This window comes from Cohnella thailandensis, from assembly GCF_014212135.1.
GTDB lineage: Bacteria > Bacillota > Bacilli > Paenibacillales > Paenibacillaceae > Cohnella > Cohnella thailandensis.
On sequence record NZ_JACJVQ010000019.1, the window covers coordinates 278,842 to 303,480 of the forward strand.

Genomic DNA, 24,639 nt, shown 5'->3' on the forward strand with positions numbered 1-24,639 from the left:
GCAAGCAAGAGCAGCACCCAAGACATCATCAGCGATTCTCCAGGGAGGTCATTAGAAAATGAAAAAAATGACGGCAGCATTGGTTATCGGCGCGGTGGCCGTAGTAACGGCGGGATGTTCGAGCTCGAACGGCGGCAGCGAAGGCGGATTGCCGAAGACGGGCGTCGCGATCTATAAATTCGACGACACGTTCATGAGCAGCGTGCGCAGCGCCATCACTTCGGCGGCTTCCGGCAAGCTGAACGTCGATATCGTCGACAGCCAGAACTCTCAGCCGACCCAGAACGATAAAGTCGATCTCTTCATCACGAAGAAAGTGAAAGCGATGGCGATCAATCCCGTCGACCGCACGGCGGCCGGCACGATTATCGGCAAAGCGCAGAACGCGGACATCCCGGTCGTCTTCATCAACCGCGAGCCGCTCGCGGACGATCTGGCGAAGTGGGATAAGGCGTACTTCGTCGGCGCGAAAGCGGAAGAATCCGGCACGATTCAGGGCGAGATCGTCGCCGACTACTGGAAGACCCATCCGGAAGCCGACAAGAATGGCGACGGCGTGCTGCAATACGTCATGCTGAAGGGCGAGCCGGGGCACCAAGACGCCGAGCTGCGCACGAAGTTCTCCATCCAAGCGATCGAGGACGCCGGCATCAAGGTCGAGAAGCTGGCCGAAGATACCGCGATGTGGGATCGGGTGAAGGGCCAAGAGAAGATGGCGGCGTTCCTGGCTTCCCATGGCGACAAGATCGAAGCGGTTCTGGCCAACAACGACGACATGGCGCTCGGCGCGATCGAAGCCTTGAAGGCGGCAGGCTACTTCAAGGGCGACAAGAAGATGCCGGTCGTCGGCGTAGACGCGACGGAAGCGGGCAAGCAAGCGCTGAAGGACGGAACGCTGCTCGGAACGGTGCTTAACGATGCCGAGAACCAAGGCAAAGCGACCGTGAACCTGCTGAGCGTTCTGGCGAAGGGCGAAACGCCGACGAAGGAGAACGTCGGATACGACATCACGGACGGCAAGTACGTCTGGATCCCTTATCAGAAGGTTACCCAAGCCAACTAAAGTTACTCTTAAACATTTGTTTCTTAACAGAGAAAAGCGGACAAGGCGAAGGGAGCGTCCAAGCGGGCGCTTCCCCGACCGCCTGCCGCGACGGCTGAACGGCCGGATGCGGAGTTGGATTCAAGGGAGGCTATCACAATGCAGCAGCATCCTTATATGTTGGAAATGAAGGGCATCACGAAGACGTTCCCGGGCGTCAAAGCGCTCGACAACGTTACGCTCCAGGTTCGTCCGGGCACGGTCCATGCCCTGATGGGCGAGAACGGCGCCGGCAAATCGACGCTGATGAAATGCTTGTTCGGCATCTATAAGCCGGACGAAGGCGAAATATTCCTGGACGGCCATAAGGTCGACATCAAGAATTCGAAGGACGCCTTGAATTACGGCGTCTCCATGATTCACCAAGAGCTTCATCCGGTTCCGCAGCGGAGCGTGATGGAGAACATCTGGCTCGGAAGATTCCCGCTGAAGGGCGTCATGCCCTTGCGGTTTATCGATCATAAAAAAATGCACCGGGATACGGTGGAGCTGCTGGACGACCTCAATATGGCGATCGACCCGCGCCAGTTGGTCGGGGAGCTGTCCGTCTCCAAGATCCAGTCGCTCGAGATCGCTAAGGCGGTCTCCTTCAAGTCGAAGATCATCGTCATGGACGAGCCGACCTCGTCTCTTACGGGGAACGAAGTCGAGCAGCTTTTTGCCATCATCAATAAATTGCGCGCCAGAGGCGTGTCCATCATCTATATCTCGCACAAGATGGAGGAAATCCTGCGCATCTCGGATGACGTGACGATCATGCGCGACGGCAAATACGTCGGAACGTGGCCGGCTCCTTCGCTTACGATCGACGACATCATCACCCGGATGGTCGGACGGGACCTCTCCGAACGTTATCCCGCCCGCACGAACAAGCCGGGAGAGGTCATGCTCCGCGTGGAGAAGCTGACGTCGCCGCTTGCCCATTCGTTTAAGGACGTCTCGTTCGAGCTTCGCCGAGGAGAGATTCTCGGGATCGGCGGTCTCGTCGGAGCGCAGCGCACGGAGCTGGTCGAAGCCTTGTTCGGCCTTCGCTCGGTCAAGTCCGGCACCATCGTCAAGGATGGCAAGCCGATCGCGATCAAGTCGCCGATCGACGCGAAGAAGCACAAGATCGCCATGCTTACGGAAGAGAGACGGGTGACCGGCATCTTCCCTGTGCTGTCGATCACCGAGAACACGGCGATCGCCAATCTCGGCCTGTACCGCTCGAAGCTCGGCTTCCTGAACGAGAAGAAGATGAAGGAAGAGGCGGAGAAGGGCGTGCGGAAGTTCAAGACGAAGACGCCGTCCGTGAACCAATTGATCCGCAATCTATCCGGCGGCAACCAGCAGAAGGTGCTTCTGGCCCGCTGGCTGCTCACCGATCCGGATATTCTGCTGCTCGACGAACCGACTCGCGGCATCGACATCGGAGCGAAATACGAAATCTACTCGATCATTATCGAGCTGGCCAAGCAAGGGAAGAGCATCGTCATGATCTCCTCCGAGATGCCGGAGCTCATGGGCATGTCCGACCGCATCATGGTCATGTCCGAAGGGCGCGTCACGGGCATCGTGGACGGCAAGTCGGCGACGGAAGAGCACATCATGAGACTCGCCGCCCAGCACGGCTCCAACGCGGGCTGATCGCCAAGATTCAAGAGGAGGCATATAAGCATCATGGAAGCAACCAAAAGCTTAAAAGCAAAAAACCTATTCTCGCAGAACGCGATCTGGCTTGTCCTCATCGTCTTGATTCTGGCGATCTCCGTCATGGACGTGAACTTCCTGTCCGTCACGACGTTCCGGGACATGCTGATCCAATCGTCGACCCGTCTCATTATCGCGCTCGGCGCCGCGTTCGTCCTGATCACGGCGGGCACGGACCTGTCGGCCGGACGGGTCGTCGGCCTCACCGCCGTCGTCTCGGCGTCGATGCTGCAAATGTCCGACTACGGCAGCCGTTTCTTCCCGAACCTGCCTCAGATGTCGATGATCATTCCGATCGCGATCGCCATCTTCATCGGCTTGCTGATCGGCTTGCTTAACGGATTTATCGTAGCGAAGTTCCACGTTCCGCCGTTTATCGCGACCCTCGGCACGATGGTCGCGGTGTACGGGGCGAACTCGATCTACTTCGATATGCCGCCGAATAACTCGCAGCCGATCGGCGGGCTGCGCAAGGACTTCAGCGAGCTGGGCACCGGCTCGATCGGAAGCGGGCAGTTCTCGCTGCCGTACATCGTTCTGATCGCGATTTTCGTGGCTTTCGTCGTGTGGGTCGTCTTCAACAAGACCCGCCTCGGCAAGAACATGTACGCGATCGGCGGCAACATTCAAGCGGCTCACGTCTCGGGCATCAACGTGGCCAAGAACCTGATGTGGCTGTACGCGATCGCGGGCGCCTTGTACGGTCTGGCAGGGGTGCTCGAAGCGGCTCGCACCGGCGGAGCGACCAACAACTACGGCAACATGTACGAGCTCGACGCCATTGCCGCCTGCGTCGTCGGCGGCGTGTCCACGACGGGCGGCGTCGGCAGGGTCAAAGGAATCGTCGCGGGCGTCCTGATTTTTACCGTCATCAACTACGGCCTTACCTTCATCGGAATCAGCCCTTATTGGCAGCTTATCATCAAAGGCCTCATCATCGTCGTCGCGGTAGCGTTCGATATTCGCAAATACGTTGCGAAGAAGTAACCTATGCACAGTCGATGGAATCGGCCAAGGAGCTTCTCCCGTTCGCGGGAGAAGCTTTTTGCTTTCTAACGCTTTCTAACCAAATAGCTTTCTAACGTGCTGTTAGAGATAGATGTGTCGTTTGGATGACGAATCCGCCCGTAGGCGCAAAAAAACGCTTGCAAAACATGTCTGACAACCTGATAATAAGATTATATTATTTCGATATTATTGCGATCGAGGTGCAATGCGTCATGAAAGTCTCCTTGTTTATTACTTGCCTGAGCGACGCCATCTTCCCGCGGGTGGGCGAAGCGATGGTGCGCGTGCTCGCAAAGTACGGCGTGCAGCTGGAGTTCCCGAAGGTGCAGACGTGCTGCGGACAGCCGGCGTTCAACAGCGGCTATTGGGACGACGCCCGCGAGACGGCCAAGACGATTCTGAACGCGTTCGAGGACAGCGACTTCGTCATCTCTCCGTCGGGCTCTTGCACGGGAATGATCCATCATTATCCGAAGCTGTTCGAGAACGATCCCGTGAACAAAGCCAGAGCGGAGAAGCTTCAGCAGAAAGCCTACGAATTCACGCAGTTCCTCGTGCAAGTGCTTGGCGTCACCGACGTCGGAGCGGTATTCCCGCACAAAGTGACGTACCATCCGTCCTGCCACGGCAGCCGACTGCTCGGCGTGAAGGACGAACCGATGGCGCTTCTGCAGAGCGTGAAGGGGCTTGAGTTCGTGCCGCTTCCGTTCGCGGAGGACTGCTGCGGGTTCGGGGGGACGTTCGCGGTGAAGATGGCGGACATCTCGGGCGCGATGGTGTCGGAGAAGGTGGATCACGTCAAGGAGACCGAAGCCGAGGTGCTGGTCGGGCTCGACATGGCGTGCCTGATGAACATCGCGGGCAATCTGCGGTATCGGAACGAGCCGGTTCGGGTCATGCATCTGGCCGAGCTGCTTGCGGAAGGAGCGAAGCTGGCATGAGCGCAAAGGGAGCATTGGGAACGGTCAAGGAACGGGCGGAGCTGGCGCTGAACGACGAATTCCTGAGGAAGGCGGTCAAGTTCACGACGGAGCGGCTTCGCAACGGGAAGAAGAACGCGGCCGGCGAGCACGGCAACTGGGACGAGTGGAGAGAGCGCGGACGGGCGATTCGCCTGCACACGATCGCGCACCTGGACTATTATTTGAATTTATTCGTGAACAACGCTAGAGCGAACGGCGTCCATGTCCACTTCGCCGATACGGGCGCGGATGCGGTACGGATCGCCCTGTCGATCGCGGAGCGCAAGAGCGCGAAGACCGTCGTGAAGTCGAAGTCGATGGTGTCCGAGGAGCTTCATCTGAACGCCGCCTTGGAGAAAATCGGGGTCGAAGCGATCGAGACGGACCTAGGCGAATATATCATTCAGTTGGCGGGCGAGACGCCTTCCCATATCGTGATCCCGGCGATCCATAAGAACCGTTACCAGATCGCCGATCTGCTGTCCGAGGTCGCGGGGGAGAAGCTGGAAGCCGATACGACGGTGCTGGCCGGATTCGTGCGCAAAAAGCTGCGGGAGCGCTTCCTCGAAGCGGATATCGGAATGACCGGCTGCAACTTCGCCATCGCCGAGACGGGCTCGATGGTTCTGTTCGAGAACGAGGGGAACGCGCGCATGGTGACCACGCTGCCTAAGACGCAGATTACGCTGATGGGAATGGAGCGCATCATCCCTTCGTTCCAGGATCTCGAGGTCATGGCGACGCTGCTGCCTCGTTCGGCTACGGGGCAGAAGCTGACGATGTACATGTCCGCCATCTCGGGGCCGCGCCGCAGCGAAGACGCGGACGGTCCGGACGAGATGCACATCATCATCGTCGACAACGGCCGCTCTCTGCAGCTCGGCGATCCCGAGTTCCAGGAGTTGCTCAATTGCATTCGCTGCGGCGCCTGTCTTAATGCCTGCCCGGTCTATCGCCACATCGGCGGCCACGCTTACGGCGGCACCTACAGCGGCCCGATCGGAGCGGTGCTCACGCCGGCGCTCAACAAGAACATCGCGGAGTGGGACGATATCGCCAACGCGTCCAGTCTATGCGGCGCCTGCTATGAAGCCTGTCCGGTCAAAATCCCGCTGCACGACATGCTCGTTTACCTCCGTCGCCGCAAGGTTGAGAAGGGGCATGGCAACAAGCTGGAGGGAGCGGGCATGAAGGGCTTCTCCACGCTTCTCGGCAACGCGAAGCGGTTCCGGACCGTCGTAAAGCTAGGCCAAATCGGCCAGAAGCTCGTCGTTCGCGACGGAGGCATCCGGACGAAGCTCGGGCCGCTTAAAGGATGGAACAGCTACCGGGTAACGCCGAGCCTGCCGAAGAAGTCGTTCCGCGAGAACTGGGAGACGCTGGACCAGCAGATCCGCGCGGATCTCAAGGAGATGAGCCCGGAGATGAAGCAGAGGATGGAAGACGCCGTGAAGCGGAGAGGGCAAGGAGGAGGACATCATCATGGCTGATTCGCATCAAGAATGGCTGAAGCAGATGGAAGAAGAGTCGAAAGCCAAGCAAGCCTCCTTCATGGCGGGCATCGCGCAGCGGCTTCGGCATCCGGTCATGACGAAGGCTCCGGAGCATCCGTTCCGCGGGGCGCCGGACTTCTGGAACAAGTTCGAGTGGGACCGCGAGGAGAAGATCGAACGGTTCTCCGCCAACTGGAAGAGCGTCGGCGGTCACGTGGCAAGGCTGGCGGATATGGACGCCGCGCGCGACTTTATCGCGGAGAAAGCCCGCGAGATGGGCGCGAAATATATCGTGAGGCAGAACGAAGCGGAGCTGGAAGCCCTCGGGCTTGAGGCGGCGCTTCCGGACGCGCGGATCTCCGTCTGGAACACCGATCCGGACGTTTATTGGAAGGCGCGTTCCGCCGAGGCGGACTTCGGCGTGGTCATCGCCGACCATTCCGTCGCCTATACGGGATCGGTCGTCGTGAAGTCCTCGAAGGACAAAGGGCGCTCGGTATCGCTGCTTCCGACCGTCATGATGATCATTATCCCGGTCGATCAGATGAAGACCCGCCTCGGGGAAGTGCTTGTCGCCTTCGATGAAGGCGGAAGAGAGAACCTGCCCGCGGGCATTCACTTCATTACCGGACCGAGCCGCTCTTCCGACATCGAGAACGATCTGACGATCGGCGTGCACGGGCCTGGCGTTGTTTACGCTCTTCTAGTAGGATAAAGAGACGAGTGGAAGGAGAGATCTGGCGTGGAAGTCACCCCGCTAACGAAACGGAACCATTACGAAGAGATCACGGAACAGCTGAAGCGCCAGATCCTGGACGGCAAGCTGAAGGTCGGGGATAAGCTGCCCTCGACGAAAGAGATGTCGGAGCGGTTCGGCGTCGGCCGATCGACGACGCGCGAAGCGCTCAGCGCTCTCAAGGCCATGGGGCTGATCGAGATTCGCCAGGGAGGCGGCTGCACGGTCATCCGCTCCGAGCCGGAACCGGAGATCAAGCTTCCGGAGCTGGAGTCGCTCCGCTTGAACCGGGAGACGCTGCTCGAGCTGATCGAGGTTCGGCAATCCCTCGAGGTGTCTATCGCTTCGCTGGCCGCGGAGAAGAGAACGGAGGAAGACGCGGCGACGCTGCAGCGGATCGTCAAGGAAATGGAGCTCGCGGTCGGGAACGATCTCGAGGGAGAGCGAACGGATATCGAGTTCCACCTCGCGCTCGTGAAGGCGACGCACAACTCCATGCTCTCCAAGGTTCTCGATTCGATCATGACCCCGATGGAGCTGGCGATCCGCGAGGTTCGCCGCGTCGAGCTGTACTCGAACAGAACCGTCGCCGAGAGACTGCTGGAGGAGCATTCCGCAATCTGCGAAGCGGTCGCGGCGAGAGATGCGGCAGCGGCTGCGGAAGGAATGAAGCGCCACCTGCGCAATATCGAGAATATCCTTCTTAAGTATTTGTAGGATCGTAGTCCCAGCTTTTCCACGCAAAGCCTTGTCAGTCTTGCCCGTATCCCCTATAATTCGCCTATAGGACTAGGGATTCGATCCGCATTGTCATGTGTTTATGGGATCGCTTGCAGTCGTTATAGGAGGCGTTATCGTGCCAATCATCGTGTTGCAGATCATGCTGATCGCCGCTTTCTTGGTCGGCGGACTCTCGAAGCTGGCCGGAGCGAAGCCGCAGATGATCAACTTCAAGCGGTGGAGATTGCCTCCGTGGATGCGGCTTGTCACCGGGGGAGTCGAATTGGCGGGGGCGGCCATGATGCTGCTCGGCATTTGGACGCACGGCTTTGCGGCATGGGGAGGAATCCTGCTGGCGGGTACGATGATCGGAGCCATGTTCGTTCATTTCCGGGTTCAGGACAAGTTCTCGCAATGGGTGCCGGCAATCGTGTTCTTGTGCGTGTCCTTGGCCGTTACGATTAGCTATGCTACTTTCTTATTCTAATAACTGCTGGAAGAGAAGAAACCGGACGCCGCGCGTTCGGTTTTTTTTCATATAGTTAACATATAGTGGCGAACGAAGACGAAAACAAATACAATACGAGAAATGGTTTCGATTTCGAGGTGACGCAGAATGACGCAGACGAACGTACGCAAGCTAAGATTGTTCGACACGGAAAATATCTATTCGGGGGACGATCGAGAGGAATACGAGAAGGACTACTCGCGATTGATTCAATCCCCCGCTTTTCGCCGATTGCAGGGGAAGTCCCAAGTGTTCGGCGCCGGCTCCGGCGATTATTACCGCACCCGGCTTACGCATTCGCTGGAGGTGTCGCAGATCGCGCGCGAGGTGGCCAGACGGCTGGGCAAGAGCTATCCGTTCCTCTCGCAGAAGCTTCATCCCGGCCTGATGATCGACCCCGAGGTCGTGGAGGTAGCGGCGCTAGCGCACGATCTCGGGCATCCGCCGTTCGGCCATAAAGGAGAAGAAGTGCTGAACGACGTGCTGCAGAAGGAACACGGGCTCAAATACGAAGGCAACGCCCAGAACTTTCGCATCCTGATGTTCCTGGAGAAGAGAGCGGGCAGCGACAGCGGGCTCGATCTGACCGCGGCCGCCCTTCTCGGCATCAACAAGTATCCCTATTGCATAGACGAGCCCGGCCGGCTTAAGGGCGTCTTCCGCCGCGAATGGGAAGGCATCGACTACTTGCGCGGGTTATGGGGGATGCCGGAAGGCTGCGCGACGCTGGAAGCCCAGCTTATGGACCTGTGCGACGACATCGCATATTCGACCCACGACCTGGAGGACGGCATCCGCGCGGGCAAAATCCCGGTAGGAACGAACTTCTCCGAGGATGACAGGATCGTTACCCATCTGATGCAGGAGATCGTGGAGGACCCGGGCAACAAAGGGATGAATTGGGACGGCATCGACCTCAAGGCGACGGTCAAGCAGGTGCTCAGCCAGTTCGTGCGGCAATGGAACGAGATCTACGCGGAGAACGGCAGCGACACGTCCCGTACGAGAAGAGAGATCAAGGCCCGTTGGGTGCGCCGCTTCGCGAACCAGGTCGGCATTATCGACGATCCGGCGAAAGACTGGAAAAGAGTCACGTTCGTACGCGAAGGCCAAGAGGACTTGGAGCTGCTGCGCACGATGGAGATTCTGAAGAAGCTTGCGTGGGTGACGCTGATCAAGGATTTCCGCGTGCAGCGTCTGCACAAGCGAAGCGAGGTCATGATCCGCAGGCTGTGGGACAGCTTCAAGGAGTACGAGACGGGAAGGCTCATCATCCCGCCGGATTGGCTGGAGAACTACGAGCAGCAGCAGGGCAAGTGGCCTTGGGAGCGGATGGTCGCCGACTACATCTCGGGGATGACGGACGCTTACGCCGAGAAAGTGTACGGGGAGTTCTTCGCGAGCCGGTCGGGCTCGATTTATGAACGGGATTGACAGAGGCGCGGGAGCTTGGCTCCCGCGTTTTTACATCTGTGCGGCGATAAAAATCACGTTTATTTGGGCTGATCGGGTCCATTTGTTCGATTAAACGTGAACCTTTCGGAGCCAAATCCGCAGCCCCGCTAAAAGCAACGTCAGAGCCACGCAGAATGCCGATGTCCAATAATTAAAATACAGCGTATTAAGCTGCTGAGGTCCGACATGTTCGACTCGCTCCAGCTCTTGGCGCAAACTTATTGTAAACGAGGTTTGCTGCCAGACGGCCAGCGCTCCCGTTATTCCGCCTATAAGAATGAGGGTTGCCACCGTACGGCGATGCGGCCTAACCCGCTTCGTAATCATTAAAAACAGCGCGGTACATAGGACGGCCGTAACCGCGATCGCCGGAAGATAAAGGATGTACGCGGGATTCCCGTTGCCGCTCTCGTCGGCCGGGGGTACCGTGAGGGCGCGAATCGCCTCCAGGAGCCACGCATTTAGCAGAAGCAGCAGAGTCAGCTTGGCGACGGACATAGAAAGCCCTTTTTTTCGAGCGAGCATGGCAATGAGCAGAAAGAGAAGGTTCAAAAGAATAAGAACGGAAAGGCCCAATAACACAACGTCCTGCAGGTTGCTTTTCACGACCTTCTCCTCCCTCAAAAATGAATGCAAGATCATCTTATCCTAATAATGGATAAGAGAGAAAGAGGCCGCTCCATAAGGAACGGCCTCTTAGGAATAATTAAGCCAATTGTTCTTCCGCAGCCCCCGGGCTAGTCGATACGTTAGCCTGCTGCCGGCGCTTCTTCCTTACCAGCAAGCCGAACGGCAGGGCGGCCGCGGCGATCAGCGTCGCTACCAGGAAGACATCGTTTACGCTCATCGTATACGCGAGCAAGGGAGCCGTCGCTTGGTCGTGCCCGGAAGCGGCCAGACTCTGGCCGTGAGACGACGCATTCGAGATGAGCAGCGAGGTGAACAGCGCGATGGCGAAGGATCCGCCTACGTTGCGTACCCAGTTGGTGACCGAGGAAGCGTCGCCGGATTGAACCCGCGGTATCTCCTCCATGCCGGCCGTTCCCGTCGCCGAGGCGGCAAAGGAGACGCCGATGTTGCGAATGGTCATCCAGAAGATAATGTACGCATGGGAGACTCCCGTGTCGAGCCGGGACAGCTCGAAGCTGCCGACGAGAATGAACGCGAGTCCGCCCACCGTCATCCATAGAGGTCCGATCCGTTCGTACAGCTTGCCGGCTATCGGCATTCCCAGCGCCATGATAAGCGAAGCGGGAAGCATGATGACGCCTGTGTCGAGCGCCGATACGTTCTGCACGTTCTGCAGGAACAACGGAATAAGCAAGGTGCCGGAATACAGGCTGATCATGATGATCGTCGCCGAGACGAGCGAGAAAGAGAACCTGGCGTTCGCGAACACCCTAAGATTCAGAAGCGGATGTTCGGCGCTCAGCTCCCGTCGGATGAACAAGATCAGCGCGGCAACGCCGAGGACGAACAAGCCGAGCGTATTCCACGACATCCATCCCCACTGCCTTCCTTGGCTGAGCGCCAGCAGAATCGACGCGCTGCTTGTCACGACGGTGATCAGGCCGGCGACGTCAAGCGGCTTGCGCTTGCCGACCCGGTAGTCGGGAATCATCGCTTGAATGAAGACGATGGCGATCAGACCGATCGGAACGTTGATATAGAACAGCCACTTCCAGCTGAAGTTCTGAATGAGCCATCCGCTGAGAGTGGGGCCGAAAGCGGGAGCGAGCATGGCCGACAGCCCCCAGATGCTGACGGCGAACGGCTGCCGCTCGCGGGGGATCACCTGGAAGATGATCGTCATCGTCGCCGGAAGGACCAAGCCGCTGAACGCCCCCTGCAGGATCCGGAACGCGATGAGCGAGCTTGAATTCCAGGCCAACGCGCATAGAAGCGAGAACCCGACGAAGCCGACCATCGAATACAGGTACAGCTTCTTGAACCCGAACCGGTCCCCCAAATAGCCCGTTAGCGGCGCGATGACCCCAAGCGAGAGCATGAATCCGGTCAATACCCATTGAATCGTGTTCAGGTCGCTGCCGAAGTCTTCGATCAGAAAAGGCAGGGCGAGGTTGATGGTGCTAATCCCCAATACGCTTAGAAACGACCCGAAAAATATCGCGAACATGACCGGCCAGAACCTCACCTTGCTTTGAACCTCATTTTCCGCCATAGCCCAGTTCCTCTCCAATTCCTATCTATATCTGTATTTAGTTTCTAAATCATACTCCACTGCCTACGCAAAGTAAACTAAAATTAAGAAAAACGTATAGACAGTATAGAAAGTTTACTCTCCGACAACAATCGTTTATACTGGAAGCATAAGAAGGGGGAGCGCTATGAAGAACCTAGAAGGTCAGCCGGGCTGCCGTTACACGGATCCCGAGTGCAGAGGCAAACTCGCCGCCAAGCTGATGTCTCCCCTTAGAAGCATGGGCTTTCAGCAGCTTCGGATGGACGATATCGCTAAGCATATGGATATCTCCAAGGCGACGTTGTACAAATACTTCAGCTCCAAGGACGAGATCATCGAGCTCATCGTCGACCAATTCATTACCTATCTCAAGGAGAAAGACGCGGAGGATCTTCCGGAGGCGGACGTGCCCTATGAGAAAAGATTTTGCGACACCTTCGTCCAAACGCTCTTGATCGCAAGCTATCGTTCGGAGCCGTTCCTTAACGATTTGCGCGAGGCGTTCCCCGAGCTGTACGCCAAGCTGGAATCCGCTATCGGGGCCCGTAACGAACGGCTGTGCCGCTTTTACGAAGAGGGAATGGAAGCGGGGGTCTTCATTCGCCAGAACGCGACGCTGCTTATCCTTCAGGACGAGCTGATTTTCCGGAACTTGATCGACCCGGTCAACTTGATGAAGCACAACCTGACGCTTCGCAACGCGTTGTTCGATTACTATCAGATCAAGAAACGGCAGATCCTAAGCGCGCCCGACGCCGAGCGAGACGGAGACGAAGGAATGCCGGAGAGATTGGATCGGCTGGCCAAGAAGATCATGTACGGAATCGGTTGATTCATGAGAAGAGGCGGTATCGGGAACTTTATCCCTATGCCGCCTTTCGTTTGCGAAAAAAAGGGATTGACATACCCTATGGGGGTATATTAGGATAAGGGTGTGAGGTGATCGAAGCATGGAGCAAACCAAGGAAACCAACGCGGTCGAGAGCTGCCACTCCGACGGTCCGACGGTTAGGAAGAGCCATCATTCGAACGAGATGAAGACGAACCTGGTCTCGCGGCTGAATCGCATCGAAGGGCAGATTCGAGGCATCAAAGGCTTGATCGAGAAGGATACGTATTGCGACGACGTTCTGAACCAGATTGCCGCCGTGCAATCCGCGCTCGGTTCCGTAGGGAAGCTGTTGCTGGAAGGACATATGCGAAGCTGCATCGTGGAACGCATTCAAGCCGGCGAGAACGAAGTGATCGACGAGCTTCTCGTGACGGTCAACAAGCTGATGAAATAATATTGCTTCATTCAAGGAGGAACTCCATTATGTCCAATATTACGCTTACGGTAGAAGGAATGTCGTGCGGTCATTGCGTTAACGCGGTGGAAGGCGCGGTCGGCAAGCTGGGAGCGTCGGCCAAGGTGGACTTGGCGAAGAAATCCGTAACCATCGAATACGACGAGAGCAAGACGACGGTCGCCAGCCTGAAGGAAGCGATCGAAGACCAAGGCTACGATGTCGTTTAAATAATTACTGAGCTTGCGGCGGCGCCTCCGGGTTCGGCCACAAGTTCTTTTTTTGGAATAAAATATACCCTATGGGGGTATCTAATTTCGTGAGAGGTGAAGCTGCATGAGTACGACGAAGGATACTCTTGATGCTGCAGGAGCTACGGCAACGTTGGAGAGCTTGGATCTGGACATTGGAGGCATGACTTGCGCGGCGTGCGCGAATCGAATCGAGAAAGGGCTAAACCGGATGCCGGGCGTCAATAAAGCGACCGTCAATCTTGCGCTTGAGACGGCTAGAGTCGAGTATGCTTCGGGGGCCGTGTCGGAGGGCGACGTCATTCATAAGGTCGAACAGCTCGGCTACAAGGCATCCCGGAAAATCGAGCGAGAGCAGGCGGAACGTCGCCGCAATGAGGTTAGAGGCAAGCTGGCGAAGTTCGCCGTGTCGGCGTTGTTGTCCCTGCCGCTTCTATGGGCGATGGTCGGGCATTTCTCGTTTCTGTCGGGGATATGGGTGCCGGAGCTATTTATGAAGCCTTGGTTCCAATTCGTTCTGGCGACTCCGGTTCAGTTCGTGATCGGGTGGCAATTTTATGTGGGCGCCTACAAAGCGCTTCGCAACGGAAGCGCGAATATGGACGTCCTCGTCGCGCTCGGGACGTCGGCGGCGTACGGCTACAGCGTGTACCAATCGATTCGCGCTTGGGCCGACCCGCACGCGCACGGCATTGAACTCTACTACGAGACGAGCTCCGTGTTGATTACGCTGATTCTTCTCGGCAAGCTGTTCGAGGCGATGGCGAAGGGGCGCTCATCGGAAGCGATCCGATCGTTGATGAAGCTGCAAGCGAAGACGGCTCTTGTCGTGAGAGACGGGGCGGAGCACACCGTTCCCGTCGAGGAGGTCGTCTTGGGAGATCTGGTCATCGTGAAGCCGGGTGAGAAGCTTCCGGTCGACGGAGTCGTGGAGGAAGGCTTCTCTTCCGTCGACGAATCGATGCTGACCGGCGAGAGCCTACCCGTCGAGAAGAAGGCGGGGGACGCCGTGTTCGGAGCGACGCTGAACAAGAACGGCCGGCTTCGCATTCGGGCGACACGCATCGGCAAGGAAACGGCCCTGGCGCAAATCATCCGAATCGTCGAGGAAGCGCAAGGCTCGAAGGCTCCGATTCAACGGGTGGCGGACGTCATCTCCGGCATCTTCGTCCCGATCGTCGTCGGGATCGCTCTGCTCGTATTCTTGGTTTGGTTGCTTGCCGTAGATCCGGGGCACTTCTCGGGAGCGCTGGAGGCGGCGATCGCGGTATTGGTCATCGCTTGCCCTTGCGCGCTCGGATTGGCGACGCCGACTTCGATCATGGCCGGGTCCGGCCGGGCGGCGGAGCTCGGCATCCTGTTCAAAGGCGGCGAGCATCTGGAGCGGACCCAGACGATCGATTCGGTCGTCCTCGACAAGACGGGGACGGTCACGAACGGGCAGCCTACGCTGACGGATCTTCTCGTCGCGGAAGGATGGGAGCGGGAGGCGGTCGCAGGTTGGATTCTGGCCGCGGAGAAGGGATCGGAGCATCCGCTCGCGGAAGCGATCGTCGAGGGTCTCCGGCAGGAAGACGTTCGCCGGGTCGAGCCGGAGAGCTTCGCAGCAATGCCCGGATACGGAGTTGAAGCTTCGGTAGAAGGACGCGGCCTTCTGATCGGCACCCGCCTGTTGATGACGACTCGCGGAGTCGATATCACCGGAGCGCTCGCCATAATGGAGCAGCTGGAAGGGGACGGCAAGACGGCGATGCTGGTCGCGGTGGACGGCGTCTATGCGGCATTGGTCGCCGTAGCGGATACGATCAAGCCGACCTCCCGCGCGGCCGTGGAGAGATTAAAGGAGAACGGCCTTCGGGTCGTCATGCTGACGGGGGATAACGCGCGGACGGCCAAGGCAATCGCTTCGGCAGCCGGAATCGACGAAGTCGTCGCGGAGGTTCTGCCGGACGGGAAGGCGGACGAGATTCGCAAGCTTCAAGCCCAGGGACGCAAAGTCGCCATGGTCGGCGACGGCATCAACGACGCTCCGGCTCTCGCGACGGCGGACATCGGCATGGCGATCGGCACCGGGACCGACGTGGCGATGGAGGCGGCCGACGTCACCCTGATGAGGGGCGACCTGAACGGCATCGCCGATGCGATCTCGCTCAGCCGCCAGACGATGCGCAACATCCGGCAGAACCTCTTCTGGGCGCTCGCCTACAACGTGATCGGAATCCCGATCGCCGCGTTCGGCTTGCTGGCTCCCTGGCTCGCGGGAGCGGCGATGGCGCTGAGCTCCGTGTCGGTCGTGCTGAACGCTCTGCGGCTTCAGCGGGCGAAGGCGCAATGAGCTCTTCATTCTTCGTTGCCGGACGCGGCTATGCCGTTCGGAATTCGACTCAGATTGCAATTCCAGCGTAAATAGATTAAAATGACCATGGTCAATAATGACTATGGTCATTTTTAATTGCTGCGGAGGTTGAAAGACCGATATGTTGAGAGAAGACCGAAAAAGGAATACGAAGGAACGGATCGTACGGACCGCCATCCAGTTATTTAAAGAAAAAGGATACGCTAACGTAACCGTGGAGGAAATTACGCGGCTATGCGGAATAGCAAAAGGGACCTTTTTTAACTATTTTCCGAAGAAGGAGAACGTATTGCTGCACGTCGGCAACTCCTACACCGAGCTCTTGAGCGGGATCGTTCACAAACCCCGGGAAGGGAATTTGAGAGATCGGGTGATGGCGATATTCCGCGATTTTCTGAGTCTTTATTTGAAGCATGCGGATATTCTACGCCTAGTCCTGATCGAATCGATCCAATCGGCAACCGGATCGGCCGATGAACCGACGAATCTAGCGGTATTTCAGGAAGCCATCCGGGATTTGCTGGAGGAAGCCAAGAATGAAGGGGCTCTTCGGAGCCGCTTCGACTCGGGCGTCTGCGCATCGGTGCTGGTGGCGATCTTCTACCAAACGCTAATAAGCGGATCCGCAAGCGCCGACGAAGCAGCCATGGCGGCGATTCTGCAAGAGCAATTCGATGCGGCATGGGAGGGGATATCCGATGAATAGACTCAAAAAAATCTTGAAAAGCAAACTCTTTTTGTTTTTCGTCGTTCTAATTGCCTTTATTTATCTTAATAACACCTCTCTTTTTGCAAAGCAACGCAACGAGGATCCGCTATTGTTGGCGCATCGCGGGCTTGGGCAAACTTTCTCGCTGGAAGGAATCGAGAACGATACGTGTACCGCCGAACGAATCTACGAGCCGGAGCATCCTTATCTCGAAAATACGATTCCATCCATGGAAGCGGCTTTTCAAGCGGGAGCGGACGTTGTCGAATTCGACGTTCATATGACGAAAGACGATCAATTCGCCGTTTTTCATGATTGGACGCTGGATTGCCGCACGAACGCGGAAGGGGTTACGAGAGACTACACGATGGCCGAATTAAAAACCTTCGATATCGGATACGGATATACGGCCGATGGCGGCGCGACGTATCCCTTCCGCGGCCAAGGGGTCGGGATGATGCCGTCGTTAACGGAGGTTCTGGAGAGATTTCCGGATAAGCCGTTACTTATCGACGTCAAAAGCAGCGATCCCGAGGAAGGGAAGCTGCTAGCACATTATTTGTCGAAACTTCCGGAGGAGCAGCAAGACCTGCTCGCAGTTTACGGGGGGGACGAGCCAATTGCCGCATTAAAAGAATCGATGCCCAACATGCGCGTCATGTCGAAGGAAACGATGAAAAGCTGCCTGATTCCGTTTCTTTCCGTCGGTTGGACCGGTTACGTTCCGGGAGCCTGCGAACATACCGAGCTGCATATCCCGGAGAAAATAGCGCCCTGGCTGTGGGGCTGGCCCGATAAATTCCTGAATCGGATGGATCGGGCGGATACGCGCGTTATTCTCGTGGGCGGAGACGGAAGCGACTTTTCGAGCGGATTCGATACAATGGATGATGCGGAGCGCTTGCCTGCGAATTATTCGGGGGGCATATGGACGAACCGAATCGATCGAATCGCTCCGTTATACCGTTGACTGTTGCTGGAGCCTATCATAATCAAGTACAAAGGAGAATCCCAATGAATCAGGACGAGTTTTATATGATAGAAGCCATTAGGCTGTCCGAACTTGCGGTCGAGCACGGTAACGAACCTTTCGGAGCCATCCTGGTGAAAGACGGGCAAATCGTCTTTTCCAACGAGAATCAGATCTACTCGGCAACGGACCCGACATTCCATGCGGAAGCGGGGTTGCTGAGGAGGTTCTGCGCGGAGACGCACATAACGGATTTGAGCGAATACACCTTATATTCGAGCTGCGAGCCTTGCTTTATGTGTTGCGGCGCGATGGTGTGGACCAAAGTAGGTCGACTGGTCTATGGAGCCAGCGACATGGACTTGTGCGAGCTTTTAGGCGAGCAGGGGAGTCCATGCAGCGAGATCGTCTTCGGGAATTCGCATCATAAACCGGTTGTCGCAGCCGGAATTCTTCGGGAGGAGAGTTTAAGAGTATTAGCCAGCTATTTCGCGCGGAATACGAAAGGCTAGATATTTAAATAATATAAGCAGGTCCGGTCGTAACCGAAGAGGTTAAGAGGAGCTTGACGATACGTCCTGTGTCATGTACAGTAAGTTACATAAAGTAACTAACATACATTTAGAGATGAGGTAACAGCCATGATCTCCCCGTTATTCGTCGGACACGGGTCGCCGTTAATGGCCATTCAAGACAGCCCATGCACGGAATTTTTGGCGGCGTACGGGAAGAAGTCCAAACCCAAGGCCATTGTCGTCTTCACCGCTCATTGGGAGAGCGAGCTGCTCACGATCTCCTCGGTCGAGGGGACTTACGATACCATTTACGACTTCGGCGGCTTCCCGCCAGAGATGTATGCGATTAAGTATCCGGCGCCCGGCGATCCGGAGCTGGCGAAGCGAATCGGCGACCGGCTCGAGAAGCTGGGAATCGCTCATCGCTTCGATACGAAGAGAGGGCTGGACCATGGAAGCTGGGTACCCCTCCGCCGCATGTATCCCGAAGCGGACATTCCCGTCGTTCAGGTCTCGGTTCATCCGTTCCTGCCGCCCGGCGAGCAATTCCGGATCGGCACCGCGCTGCGCGGGCTGGACCAAGAGGATATTCTGGTCCTTGGCAGCGGAGCGACCGTTCACAACTTCCGGGCGATGAACTTTAACGCAAAGGGGCCGGACGCATGGGCTGTCGCCTTCGACGATTGGCTCGTCGACCGCATTCAGAGCAAACGGCTGGACGAGCTGTTCCGTTACGAGGAGCTAGCTCCGAACGCAAAGGCGGCCGTGCCGCGGCCGGAGCATTTCGTTCCGCTGTACTTGGCGTTCGGCAGCGCCGATCCGGCTTCTTCCGCGACAGAAGCTCATCGGAGCTATGAGATGGGATCTCTGAGTTATCTGTCTATCGAGTTCTAATTTCTTGCCCGCATTTTCATAAACCCCGTTCGCTCATCGAGACTGCTTGCCTTATCGAATAAGGCGGGTAGTCTCTTGTATTTGGGGAGCGATCCCTGCTTGTTCGTTCGGGACGCGAAACAGAAAATTACTTAAAATATAGGCGGAAAAGCTCGTTGACAGATATCCCAGCAAAAGAAATAATTAACATAAAATTCGACAAAATAAATCGAAAAATGTCGAATGAATCGGGCGAAGCGGCAATGTTCCTGAACACGGCCGATAGTAGGAGAGGGGGCGCCTGAGAATTATTAAGGAAGAAAAAAGCAAAAACCCCATTACATAACGAGGTGACATCTTAGATGAAGTGGTTCACGAATCTCAAAACGAGCGCTAAACTCATTTCTTCCTTTCTAACGATCGCCGTGCTGCTTGCCGGCGTAGGGGTTTATGGAATCGTCAATTTGAACAAAATGAACGACAGCTTGGATTTTATGTACGAAGGCAATCTGGTGTCCGTCGTCAATCTGGTCGAGGCGAAAGCGAGCGTCAACGAAATTCGCAAAGTGATGCGCGATCTTTATATCGATCAGACCGACGATCAAATCAAGAACAGGCAGAAGCAGTTGGAAGGGTATATCCAATCGGTGGAACAGAAGATGGGCGAGTTCTCCAAGACATGGCAAAGCGACGAATCTCTGAAGATTTACGCCGATTACGACGGCAATTGGAAGTCCTACCTGGACAGTATCCGATTGGGCTCCCAATTGGCTCAAGAAAACAAAGACGCCGAATTGATTGCCTTAATCAACGGGGACATGGATAAGGAATCGACGGCCCTCCGCAAAGTGCTGGACGATTTGATTCAAGTGAATATGTCCGACGCCGAGCAATCCAAAACGGACGGCAACGAGCTGTTCCAGACGAGCAGGAATATCACCTATGCCGTGATCGTCGCGGCGGTTATCGTCTGCATATTGCTGGGCTACTTTATTTCCCGCATCATCTCCAAGCCTCTGAAGGAAGTCGTCCGGCTCGTTCAGAAGGTCGCGAGCGGAGATTTGACGGAGACGACCGATTATCGGGCCAAGGACGAAGTAGGCGCCGTGGCGGAAGCCACGAACGACATGGTTGCCAGGCTGCGAACCATCGTCGGAAGCATCAGCGTTTCCTCGCACGGAGTCGCCGCCGCCGCCGAGCAAATCTCGTCCAGCACGGAAGAAATCGCGAACGGTTCCGCCGAGCAAGCATCTTCCGCCCAGATGATCAGCGAGCTGTTCTCGGAGCTGTCGTCGGCCATTCATTCGGTGGCGCAAAATACCGAGCAGGCGGCCGAGATCTCGGATCGCACGATCGAAACCGCGAAACAAGGAAGCCGGATCATCGAGTCTTCCATGAAGAGCATGAACGAGGTCCGCACGCAGATGACCCGACTGGAAGAGGATTCCGGGAAAATCGGCAACATTATCGAAGTCATCGAAGACATCGCCGAGCAGACCAACCTTCTCGCGCTGAACGCCGCGATCGAGGCTGCCCGCGCGGGCGAACAAGGTAGAGGCTTCGCGGTCGTCGCCGACGAGGTGCGGAAGCTTGCCGAGAGAAGCGGCAATGCGACGAAGCAGATTGCCGTCATCGTCCGAGGCATGCAGGAGAACACCCGGGAGAGCGTTCAAGCGTTCGAACAAAGTTCCGACCTGTCGAGGAAGACGGGAGAATCGTTCCAATCGATCGCCGAGATGGTCAATTTCGCCGGAGAGAAGGTGTCGGAGATCGCGGCGGCAAGCGAGGAGCAGGCCGCTCAGTCCTCCAGCGTGCTCTTGTCGGTGGAAACCATCTCTTCGGCAGCGCAGCAATCCGCGGCAAGCAGCGAGGAGACGGCGGCAACCGCCCAATCGCTCGCGCAGCTCGCGGAAGATTTGCAGCAATCCGTCAAGGCATTTAAATTGGCGTAAGGGAAGCTTCTCTTGAAGGGAAAACAGAATAGAAGGCCATCCTACGCGAACACGCCGGCATCGGCGTGTTTTTTTTGCGCCATTTTGTGAAAATCCTCCAATAAGAAGAAGGTTGTTGTTATAAAACCTAACCAATCGAAGTGAAAAACATGGTTGATTGCTAGTTTAATGTTAGTATATATTACATAATATAAACGAGAAATTCTATTGTTTATCGCCAATAGGAGAGAATATCATCAGGGTGATTGGAGTTATGTCAATGAATCAGACAAGAGCGCTTCTCTTTTCTACCGTCGCAATGACCCTCTCGTTCATGATCTGGTCGGTATTCGCGCCGATCGCCGGGCAAATTCAAGAGCTGTACAACCTGAGCACCCTCGAGAAGAGCGTGCTGATCGCGACGCCCGTGCTGCTCGGCTCGATCATGCGGATTCCGATGGGCATCCTTACGGACCGATACGGCGGCAAAAAGGTATTCACGCTCACCATGCTGTTCCTGACCGTGCCGACGGTCGCGGCCGGGTTCGCCGACTCGTATATCGGACTTCTGATTTGCGCGCTATTCATCGGCATGGCGGGCACCACCTTCGCCATTTCCATCGCGTTCGTATCCAGGTGGTATCCGCCCGAGCGCCAGGGATTCATTCTGGGCATTGCCGGACTCGGCAACCTGGGAAGCGCGGGCGCGAACTTCCTTCTGCCGTCCGTTTACTCGTCGCTTGGCATCTCGTGGGTTTTCTTCTCTTTGGCGATCGTCATCGGGATCATGGCGCTGGCGTTCCGCTCGTTCACCCAGGATCCGCCTAAACCGGCGGAGCCCAAAACCTTAAAGCAATCGTTGTCCGTAACGAAGCATAAATCGACCTGGTTCCTATCCGTCTATTACTTTCTGACCTTCGGCGGCTTCGTTACCTTCAGCAACTATTTGCCGACCCTGCTCAAGGATTTGTTCCGGATGAACGCCCTGGAAGCGGGAATGGGAACGGCCGGGTTCGTCTTGGCCGCCACGCTGATTCGGCCGGCAGGCGGATCGTTAGCCGACCGATTCGGCAGCAAACGGGTGCTGAACGTCGTGTTCCTCGGAATCCTGGCAATCGCAATCGTGTTGTCCGCGACGCTCGAATCGCTCCCCGTATTCCTAGCATTGTGCGTTCTTCTCGCTTTCTTGCTAGGTTTAGGGAACGGGGCCGTGTTCAAACTGGTACCCGAGGTGTCCTCCGGCAATACGGGAGCGGTTACGGGGTTCGTCGGAGCGGCGGGCGGCATCGGCGGGTTCTTCCCGCCGATCGTGCTCGGGATGGTCAAGGATACGACCAGCCACTATAATTTAGCGTTTGCCTTTATGGTTATCTTTGCCTTGATCTGTCTCTTTCTTAACTTCTCCGGCGTGAAGCCGAAGCAGCCCGGAGTTCGGAAGAAGCTGGAATATTCGGCCTAGTCTCCGTGAGAGACAAATTGACAATCATGCGGAGCTTGTAGATAATGGAGATTAATTAGAGAGTCGGGGAAGCACCTCACAAAGACAGACACGATTTGTGTTTCTTTGATGGGGTGCTATTTTTATTGCTAGCGGGAGGGATAGGAATGGATTCTAAGAAGAAGGAGCCGGATCGCGTTCGGGAAGGGCAGGTCACGTACGAGATCTACGCGGAGATGCCGGACGACGGGCAGCGGTACGAGATTATCGACGGGGTGCTGGAGATGATGACCCCCGGGCCATCAACTTCCCATCAATCGATCGGAGGGGAAATGGAGTATATTCTCAAACTAAGCTGCAAGCCGGACTATATCATCCTTCGCGCTCCTCTCGATGTGATTTTGAGCAAGACGAACGTGCTGCAGCCTGACTTGCTCATGATTCATCGCAGTCGGATATCCATCGTATCGGAACGCGGAATCGAAGGGGCTCCGGATCTCGTCGCGGAGATTCTATCCCCCAGTTCGAGGAAGAGGGATAGAGTGGTCAAATCCAAGGTCTATGCGAAGCATGGCGTTCCGGAGTATTGGATCGTCGACGCGGCGACGAAGACGTTGGAGCAATATCGACTGGCCGATAGCGGGCATTACGAATTGTTGAATTTGTTCAACGGCGAGGACACCGTCGTTTCGGACAAGCTGCCATGCGTATCTTTTCGGCTAAGCGATATTTTCCAAGACATTTGGCAGTAGCAATGGCGGGCATGGACGATGTCTTTGCGCAACCCGATTGGGGTTGTTTTTTTCTTTTCGCGTGCTGTCGATTCTTGAAAGGGAGAATCTGGATGTTTCACGTGAAGCGGCGGATTGCGCCAGGTTTCGAACCGGATAGAGGGCTTCTCGAGTCATTCAGACAACCGATTCGTATCCGAGCGGGGATTCCCTTATAATGGAGGGTGTAGTGGAAGTTATCATCGGTCGATCAAGGGGGCATTCTGGTGGATTTCCGTGTCGAGAAGGATTTTCTGGGTGAGAAACAGGTTCCGAAGGCGGCCTATTACGGTATTCAGACTTTAAGAGCGGTAGAGAACTTTCCGATCACGGGCGTGCCGATTCATGGCGAGCTGATCGAGGCGCTGGCGCACGTGAAGAGCGCAGCGGCCCTGGCGAACAAGAAGACGAGAATGCTGCCGGCCGCCATCGCGGACGCCATCGTCCAGGCGGCGAACGAGGTCGCTCAAGGCGGTTTCGCGGAACAATTCATCGTGGATTCGATTCAAGGAGGCGCCGGAACGTCGATCAACATGAACATGAACGAGGTTCTGGCGAACCGCGCCTTGGAGATTCTTGGGCGGCAGAAGGGCGAGTACTTCCATTGCAGCCCGAACAATCACGTCAACATGTCGCAGTCGACGAACGACGCGATTCCGACGGCTATTCGCCTGGCGGCTTATAAATTGACCAATAGACTGACGGAGACGCTTGCTCAGCTGAAGTCGGCATTGGAGGATAAAGAGAAGCAGTTCGACGACGTTATCAAAATGGGGCGAACGCATCTGCAGGATGCCGTGCCGATCCGGATGGGACAGCAGTTCGGAGCTTACGCGGCGGTCATCGGACGGGATATCGGACGGATCGCCAGGGCGGCGGACAGCCTCCTCGCGGTGAACATGGGCGCGACCGCCGTCGGTACGGGCCTCAACGCGAAGCCGGAATATATCGAAGAAGTCGTCCGGCTGATGGCCGCCGACTTCGGCATTCCGATCCACGCCGCGGCGAATTTGGTCGATGCGACTCAGAATACGGACGCCTACACCGAGCTGTCCGCGTCGCTTAAAGTTTGCGCGGTGAACCTGTCCAAGATCGCGAACGACATTCGCTTGATGGCTTCGGGCCCGCGCGCGGGACTAAGCGAGATCCATCTGCCGGAGAGACAGCCCGGTTCCTCTATCATGCCGGGCAAGGTGAACCCGGTCATGGCGGAGGTCGTCAACCAGGCCGCGTTCCAGATTATCGGCAACGACCATACGATCTGCCTCGCATCCGAAGCGGGACAATTCGAGCTGAACGTGATGGGACCGGTGCTCGCCTTTAACCTGCTGCAGTCGCTCAAGATCCTGCGCAACGCCGTCGACGTCTTTATCCGCTACGCGCTTGTCGGCATGGAAGCGAACCGGGACCGCTGCGCGGCCTACGTTCACGACAGCTTCGGCATCGTGACGGCGCTTAACCCTCACCTCGGCTACGAGGTGGCGGCAGGCTTGGTGAAAGAAGCTCTGCGAACCGGCATTCCGATCAAGGAGCTCATTCTGGAGAAGCATCTTCTCACGAAGGAGGAGATGGACGTGATCCTCGATCCGATCCAGATGACGACACCGGGCATCGCGGGGGAGTGGCTCATTACGGGCCGCGACGATATCGAAGGAAATCCTTAA

General features: G+C 56.7%; 23 protein-coding genes. 21 read left to right on the forward strand and 2 right to left on the reverse strand.

Going from position 1 to position 24,639, the window contains the following annotated elements; translation table 11 throughout:
• Positions 1-58: 58 nt before the first annotated feature.
• The 9 genes from H7B67_RS21985 to H7B67_RS22025 all read left to right on the forward strand — a co-directional run bounded on the left by H7B67_RS21985 (position 59) and on the right by H7B67_RS22025 (position 9,652).
• Complete coding sequence (locus H7B67_RS21985) at positions 59-1,063, forward strand: galactose ABC transporter substrate-binding protein (protein WP_185122009.1); 1,005 nt, start codon at positions 59-61, stop codon at positions 1,061-1,063.
• Between the two features lie 138 nt (positions 1,064-1,201).
• A complete protein-coding gene (locus tag H7B67_RS21990) occupies positions 1,202-2,728 on the forward strand; it encodes a sugar ABC transporter ATP-binding protein (RefSeq protein WP_185122010.1) in 1,527 nt (508 codons plus the stop codon).
• A gap of 33 nt (positions 2,729-2,761) precedes the next feature.
• Complete coding sequence (mglC, locus tag H7B67_RS21995; protein WP_185122011.1) at positions 2,762-3,778, forward strand: galactose/methyl galactoside ABC transporter permease MglC; 1,017 nt, start codon at positions 2,762-2,764, stop codon at positions 3,776-3,778.
• Positions 3,779-4,011: 233 nt separating this feature from the next.
• Complete coding sequence (locus H7B67_RS22000) at positions 4,012-4,740, forward strand: (Fe-S)-binding protein (RefSeq protein ID WP_185122012.1); 729 nt, start codon at positions 4,012-4,014, stop codon at positions 4,738-4,740.
• Positions 4,737-6,251 carry a LutB/LldF family L-lactate oxidation iron-sulfur protein gene (locus H7B67_RS22005; protein WP_185122013.1) on the forward strand — a complete coding sequence of 505 codons (1,515 nt, stop codon included), beginning with the start codon at positions 4,737-4,739 and terminating at the stop codon, positions 6,249-6,251. The genes H7B67_RS22000 and H7B67_RS22005 overlap by 4 nt, the downstream gene beginning before the upstream one ends.
• Complete coding sequence (locus tag H7B67_RS22010; RefSeq protein WP_185122014.1) at positions 6,244-6,969, forward strand: LutC/YkgG family protein; 726 nt, start codon at positions 6,244-6,246, stop codon at positions 6,967-6,969. Before H7B67_RS22005 ends, H7B67_RS22010 begins: the two co-directional genes overlap by 8 nt.
• A gap of 27 nt (positions 6,970-6,996) precedes the next feature.
• On the forward strand, positions 6,997-7,707 hold the full coding sequence (locus H7B67_RS22015) for an FCD domain-containing protein (RefSeq protein ID WP_185122015.1): 711 nt from the start codon (positions 6,997-6,999) through the stop codon (positions 7,705-7,707).
• Positions 7,708-7,846: 139 nt separating this feature from the next.
• Positions 7,847-8,197: a DoxX family protein gene (locus tag H7B67_RS22020; protein ID WP_185122016.1), complete on the forward strand. Its 351-nt coding sequence runs from the start codon at positions 7,847-7,849 to the stop codon at positions 8,195-8,197.
• A 129-nt stretch (positions 8,198-8,326) separates the two neighbouring features.
• Complete coding sequence (locus H7B67_RS22025) at positions 8,327-9,652, forward strand: deoxyguanosinetriphosphate triphosphohydrolase family protein (protein WP_185122017.1); 1,326 nt, start codon at positions 8,327-8,329, stop codon at positions 9,650-9,652.
• Positions 9,653-9,742: 90 nt separating this feature from the next.
• Here H7B67_RS22025 and H7B67_RS22030 read toward each other — a convergent pair whose 3' ends face one another.
• The gene (locus H7B67_RS22030) at positions 9,743-10,279 is read right to left on the reverse strand and encodes a hypothetical protein (RefSeq protein WP_185122018.1); all 537 of its coding nucleotides are present in this window, start codon (positions 10,277-10,279) and stop codon (positions 9,743-9,745) included.
• Positions 10,280-10,379: 100 nt separating this feature from the next.
• A complete protein-coding gene (locus H7B67_RS22035; RefSeq protein ID WP_185122019.1) occupies positions 10,380-11,855 on the reverse strand; it encodes a DHA2 family efflux MFS transporter permease subunit in 1,476 nt (491 codons plus the stop codon).
• A 166-nt stretch (positions 11,856-12,021) separates the two neighbouring features.
• On the opposite strand from H7B67_RS22035, the gene H7B67_RS22040 reads away from it, so the two are divergent.
• The 12 genes from H7B67_RS22040 to H7B67_RS22095 all read left to right on the forward strand — a co-directional run bounded on the left by H7B67_RS22040 (position 12,022) and on the right by H7B67_RS22095 (position 24,639).
• Positions 12,022-12,708 carry a TetR/AcrR family transcriptional regulator gene (locus H7B67_RS22040; protein WP_185122020.1) on the forward strand — a complete coding sequence of 229 codons (687 nt, stop codon included), beginning with the start codon at positions 12,022-12,024 and terminating at the stop codon, positions 12,706-12,708.
• A 118-nt stretch (positions 12,709-12,826) separates the two neighbouring features.
• Positions 12,827-13,162 (forward strand): metal-sensitive transcriptional regulator, encoded by a 336-nt coding sequence (locus H7B67_RS22045; protein WP_185122021.1) that lies wholly within the window; start codon positions 12,827-12,829, stop codon positions 13,160-13,162.
• Positions 13,163-13,191: 29 nt separating this feature from the next.
• Positions 13,192-13,392, forward strand: a complete 201-nt coding sequence (gene copZ, locus H7B67_RS22050; RefSeq protein WP_185122022.1) for a copper chaperone CopZ — start codon at positions 13,192-13,194, stop codon at positions 13,390-13,392.
• 106 nt (positions 13,393-13,498) lie between these two features.
• Positions 13,499-15,748: a heavy metal translocating P-type ATPase gene (locus tag H7B67_RS22055; protein ID WP_185122023.1), complete on the forward strand. Its 2,250-nt coding sequence runs from the start codon at positions 13,499-13,501 to the stop codon at positions 15,746-15,748.
• 142 nt (positions 15,749-15,890) lie between these two features.
• Positions 15,891-16,475 (forward strand): TetR/AcrR family transcriptional regulator, encoded by a 585-nt coding sequence (locus H7B67_RS22060; RefSeq protein WP_185122024.1) that lies wholly within the window; start codon positions 15,891-15,893, stop codon positions 16,473-16,475.
• Positions 16,468-17,448 carry a glycerophosphodiester phosphodiesterase family protein gene (locus tag H7B67_RS22065; RefSeq protein WP_185122025.1) on the forward strand — a complete coding sequence of 327 codons (981 nt, stop codon included), beginning with the start codon at positions 16,468-16,470 and terminating at the stop codon, positions 17,446-17,448. The genes H7B67_RS22060 and H7B67_RS22065 overlap by 8 nt, the downstream gene beginning before the upstream one ends.
• A 44-nt stretch (positions 17,449-17,492) precedes the next feature.
• Positions 17,493-17,960 carry a nucleoside deaminase gene (locus H7B67_RS22070; protein WP_185122026.1) on the forward strand — a complete coding sequence of 156 codons (468 nt, stop codon included), beginning with the start codon at positions 17,493-17,495 and terminating at the stop codon, positions 17,958-17,960.
• A 129-nt stretch (positions 17,961-18,089) separates the two neighbouring features.
• Positions 18,090-18,857, forward strand: coding sequence for a DODA-type extradiol aromatic ring-opening family dioxygenase (locus tag H7B67_RS22075; protein ID WP_185122027.1), 768 nt, complete (start codon positions 18,090-18,092; stop codon positions 18,855-18,857).
• 341 nt (positions 18,858-19,198) lie between these two features.
• The gene (locus tag H7B67_RS22080; RefSeq protein WP_185122028.1) at positions 19,199-20,788 is read left to right on the forward strand and encodes a methyl-accepting chemotaxis protein; all 1,590 of its coding nucleotides are present in this window, start codon (positions 19,199-19,201) and stop codon (positions 20,786-20,788) included.
• Positions 20,789-21,047: 259 nt separating this feature from the next.
• The gene (locus tag H7B67_RS22085; RefSeq protein WP_185122029.1) at positions 21,048-22,226 is read left to right on the forward strand and encodes an MFS transporter; all 1,179 of its coding nucleotides are present in this window, start codon (positions 21,048-21,050) and stop codon (positions 22,224-22,226) included.
• Between the two features lie 146 nt (positions 22,227-22,372).
• Positions 22,373-22,957, forward strand: a complete 585-nt coding sequence (locus tag H7B67_RS22090) for a Uma2 family endonuclease (protein ID WP_185122030.1) — start codon at positions 22,373-22,375, stop codon at positions 22,955-22,957.
• A gap of 245 nt (positions 22,958-23,202) precedes the next feature.
• The gene (locus H7B67_RS22095) at positions 23,203-24,639 is read left to right on the forward strand and encodes an aspartate ammonia-lyase (protein ID WP_185122031.1); all 1,437 of its coding nucleotides are present in this window, start codon (positions 23,203-23,205) and stop codon (positions 24,637-24,639) included.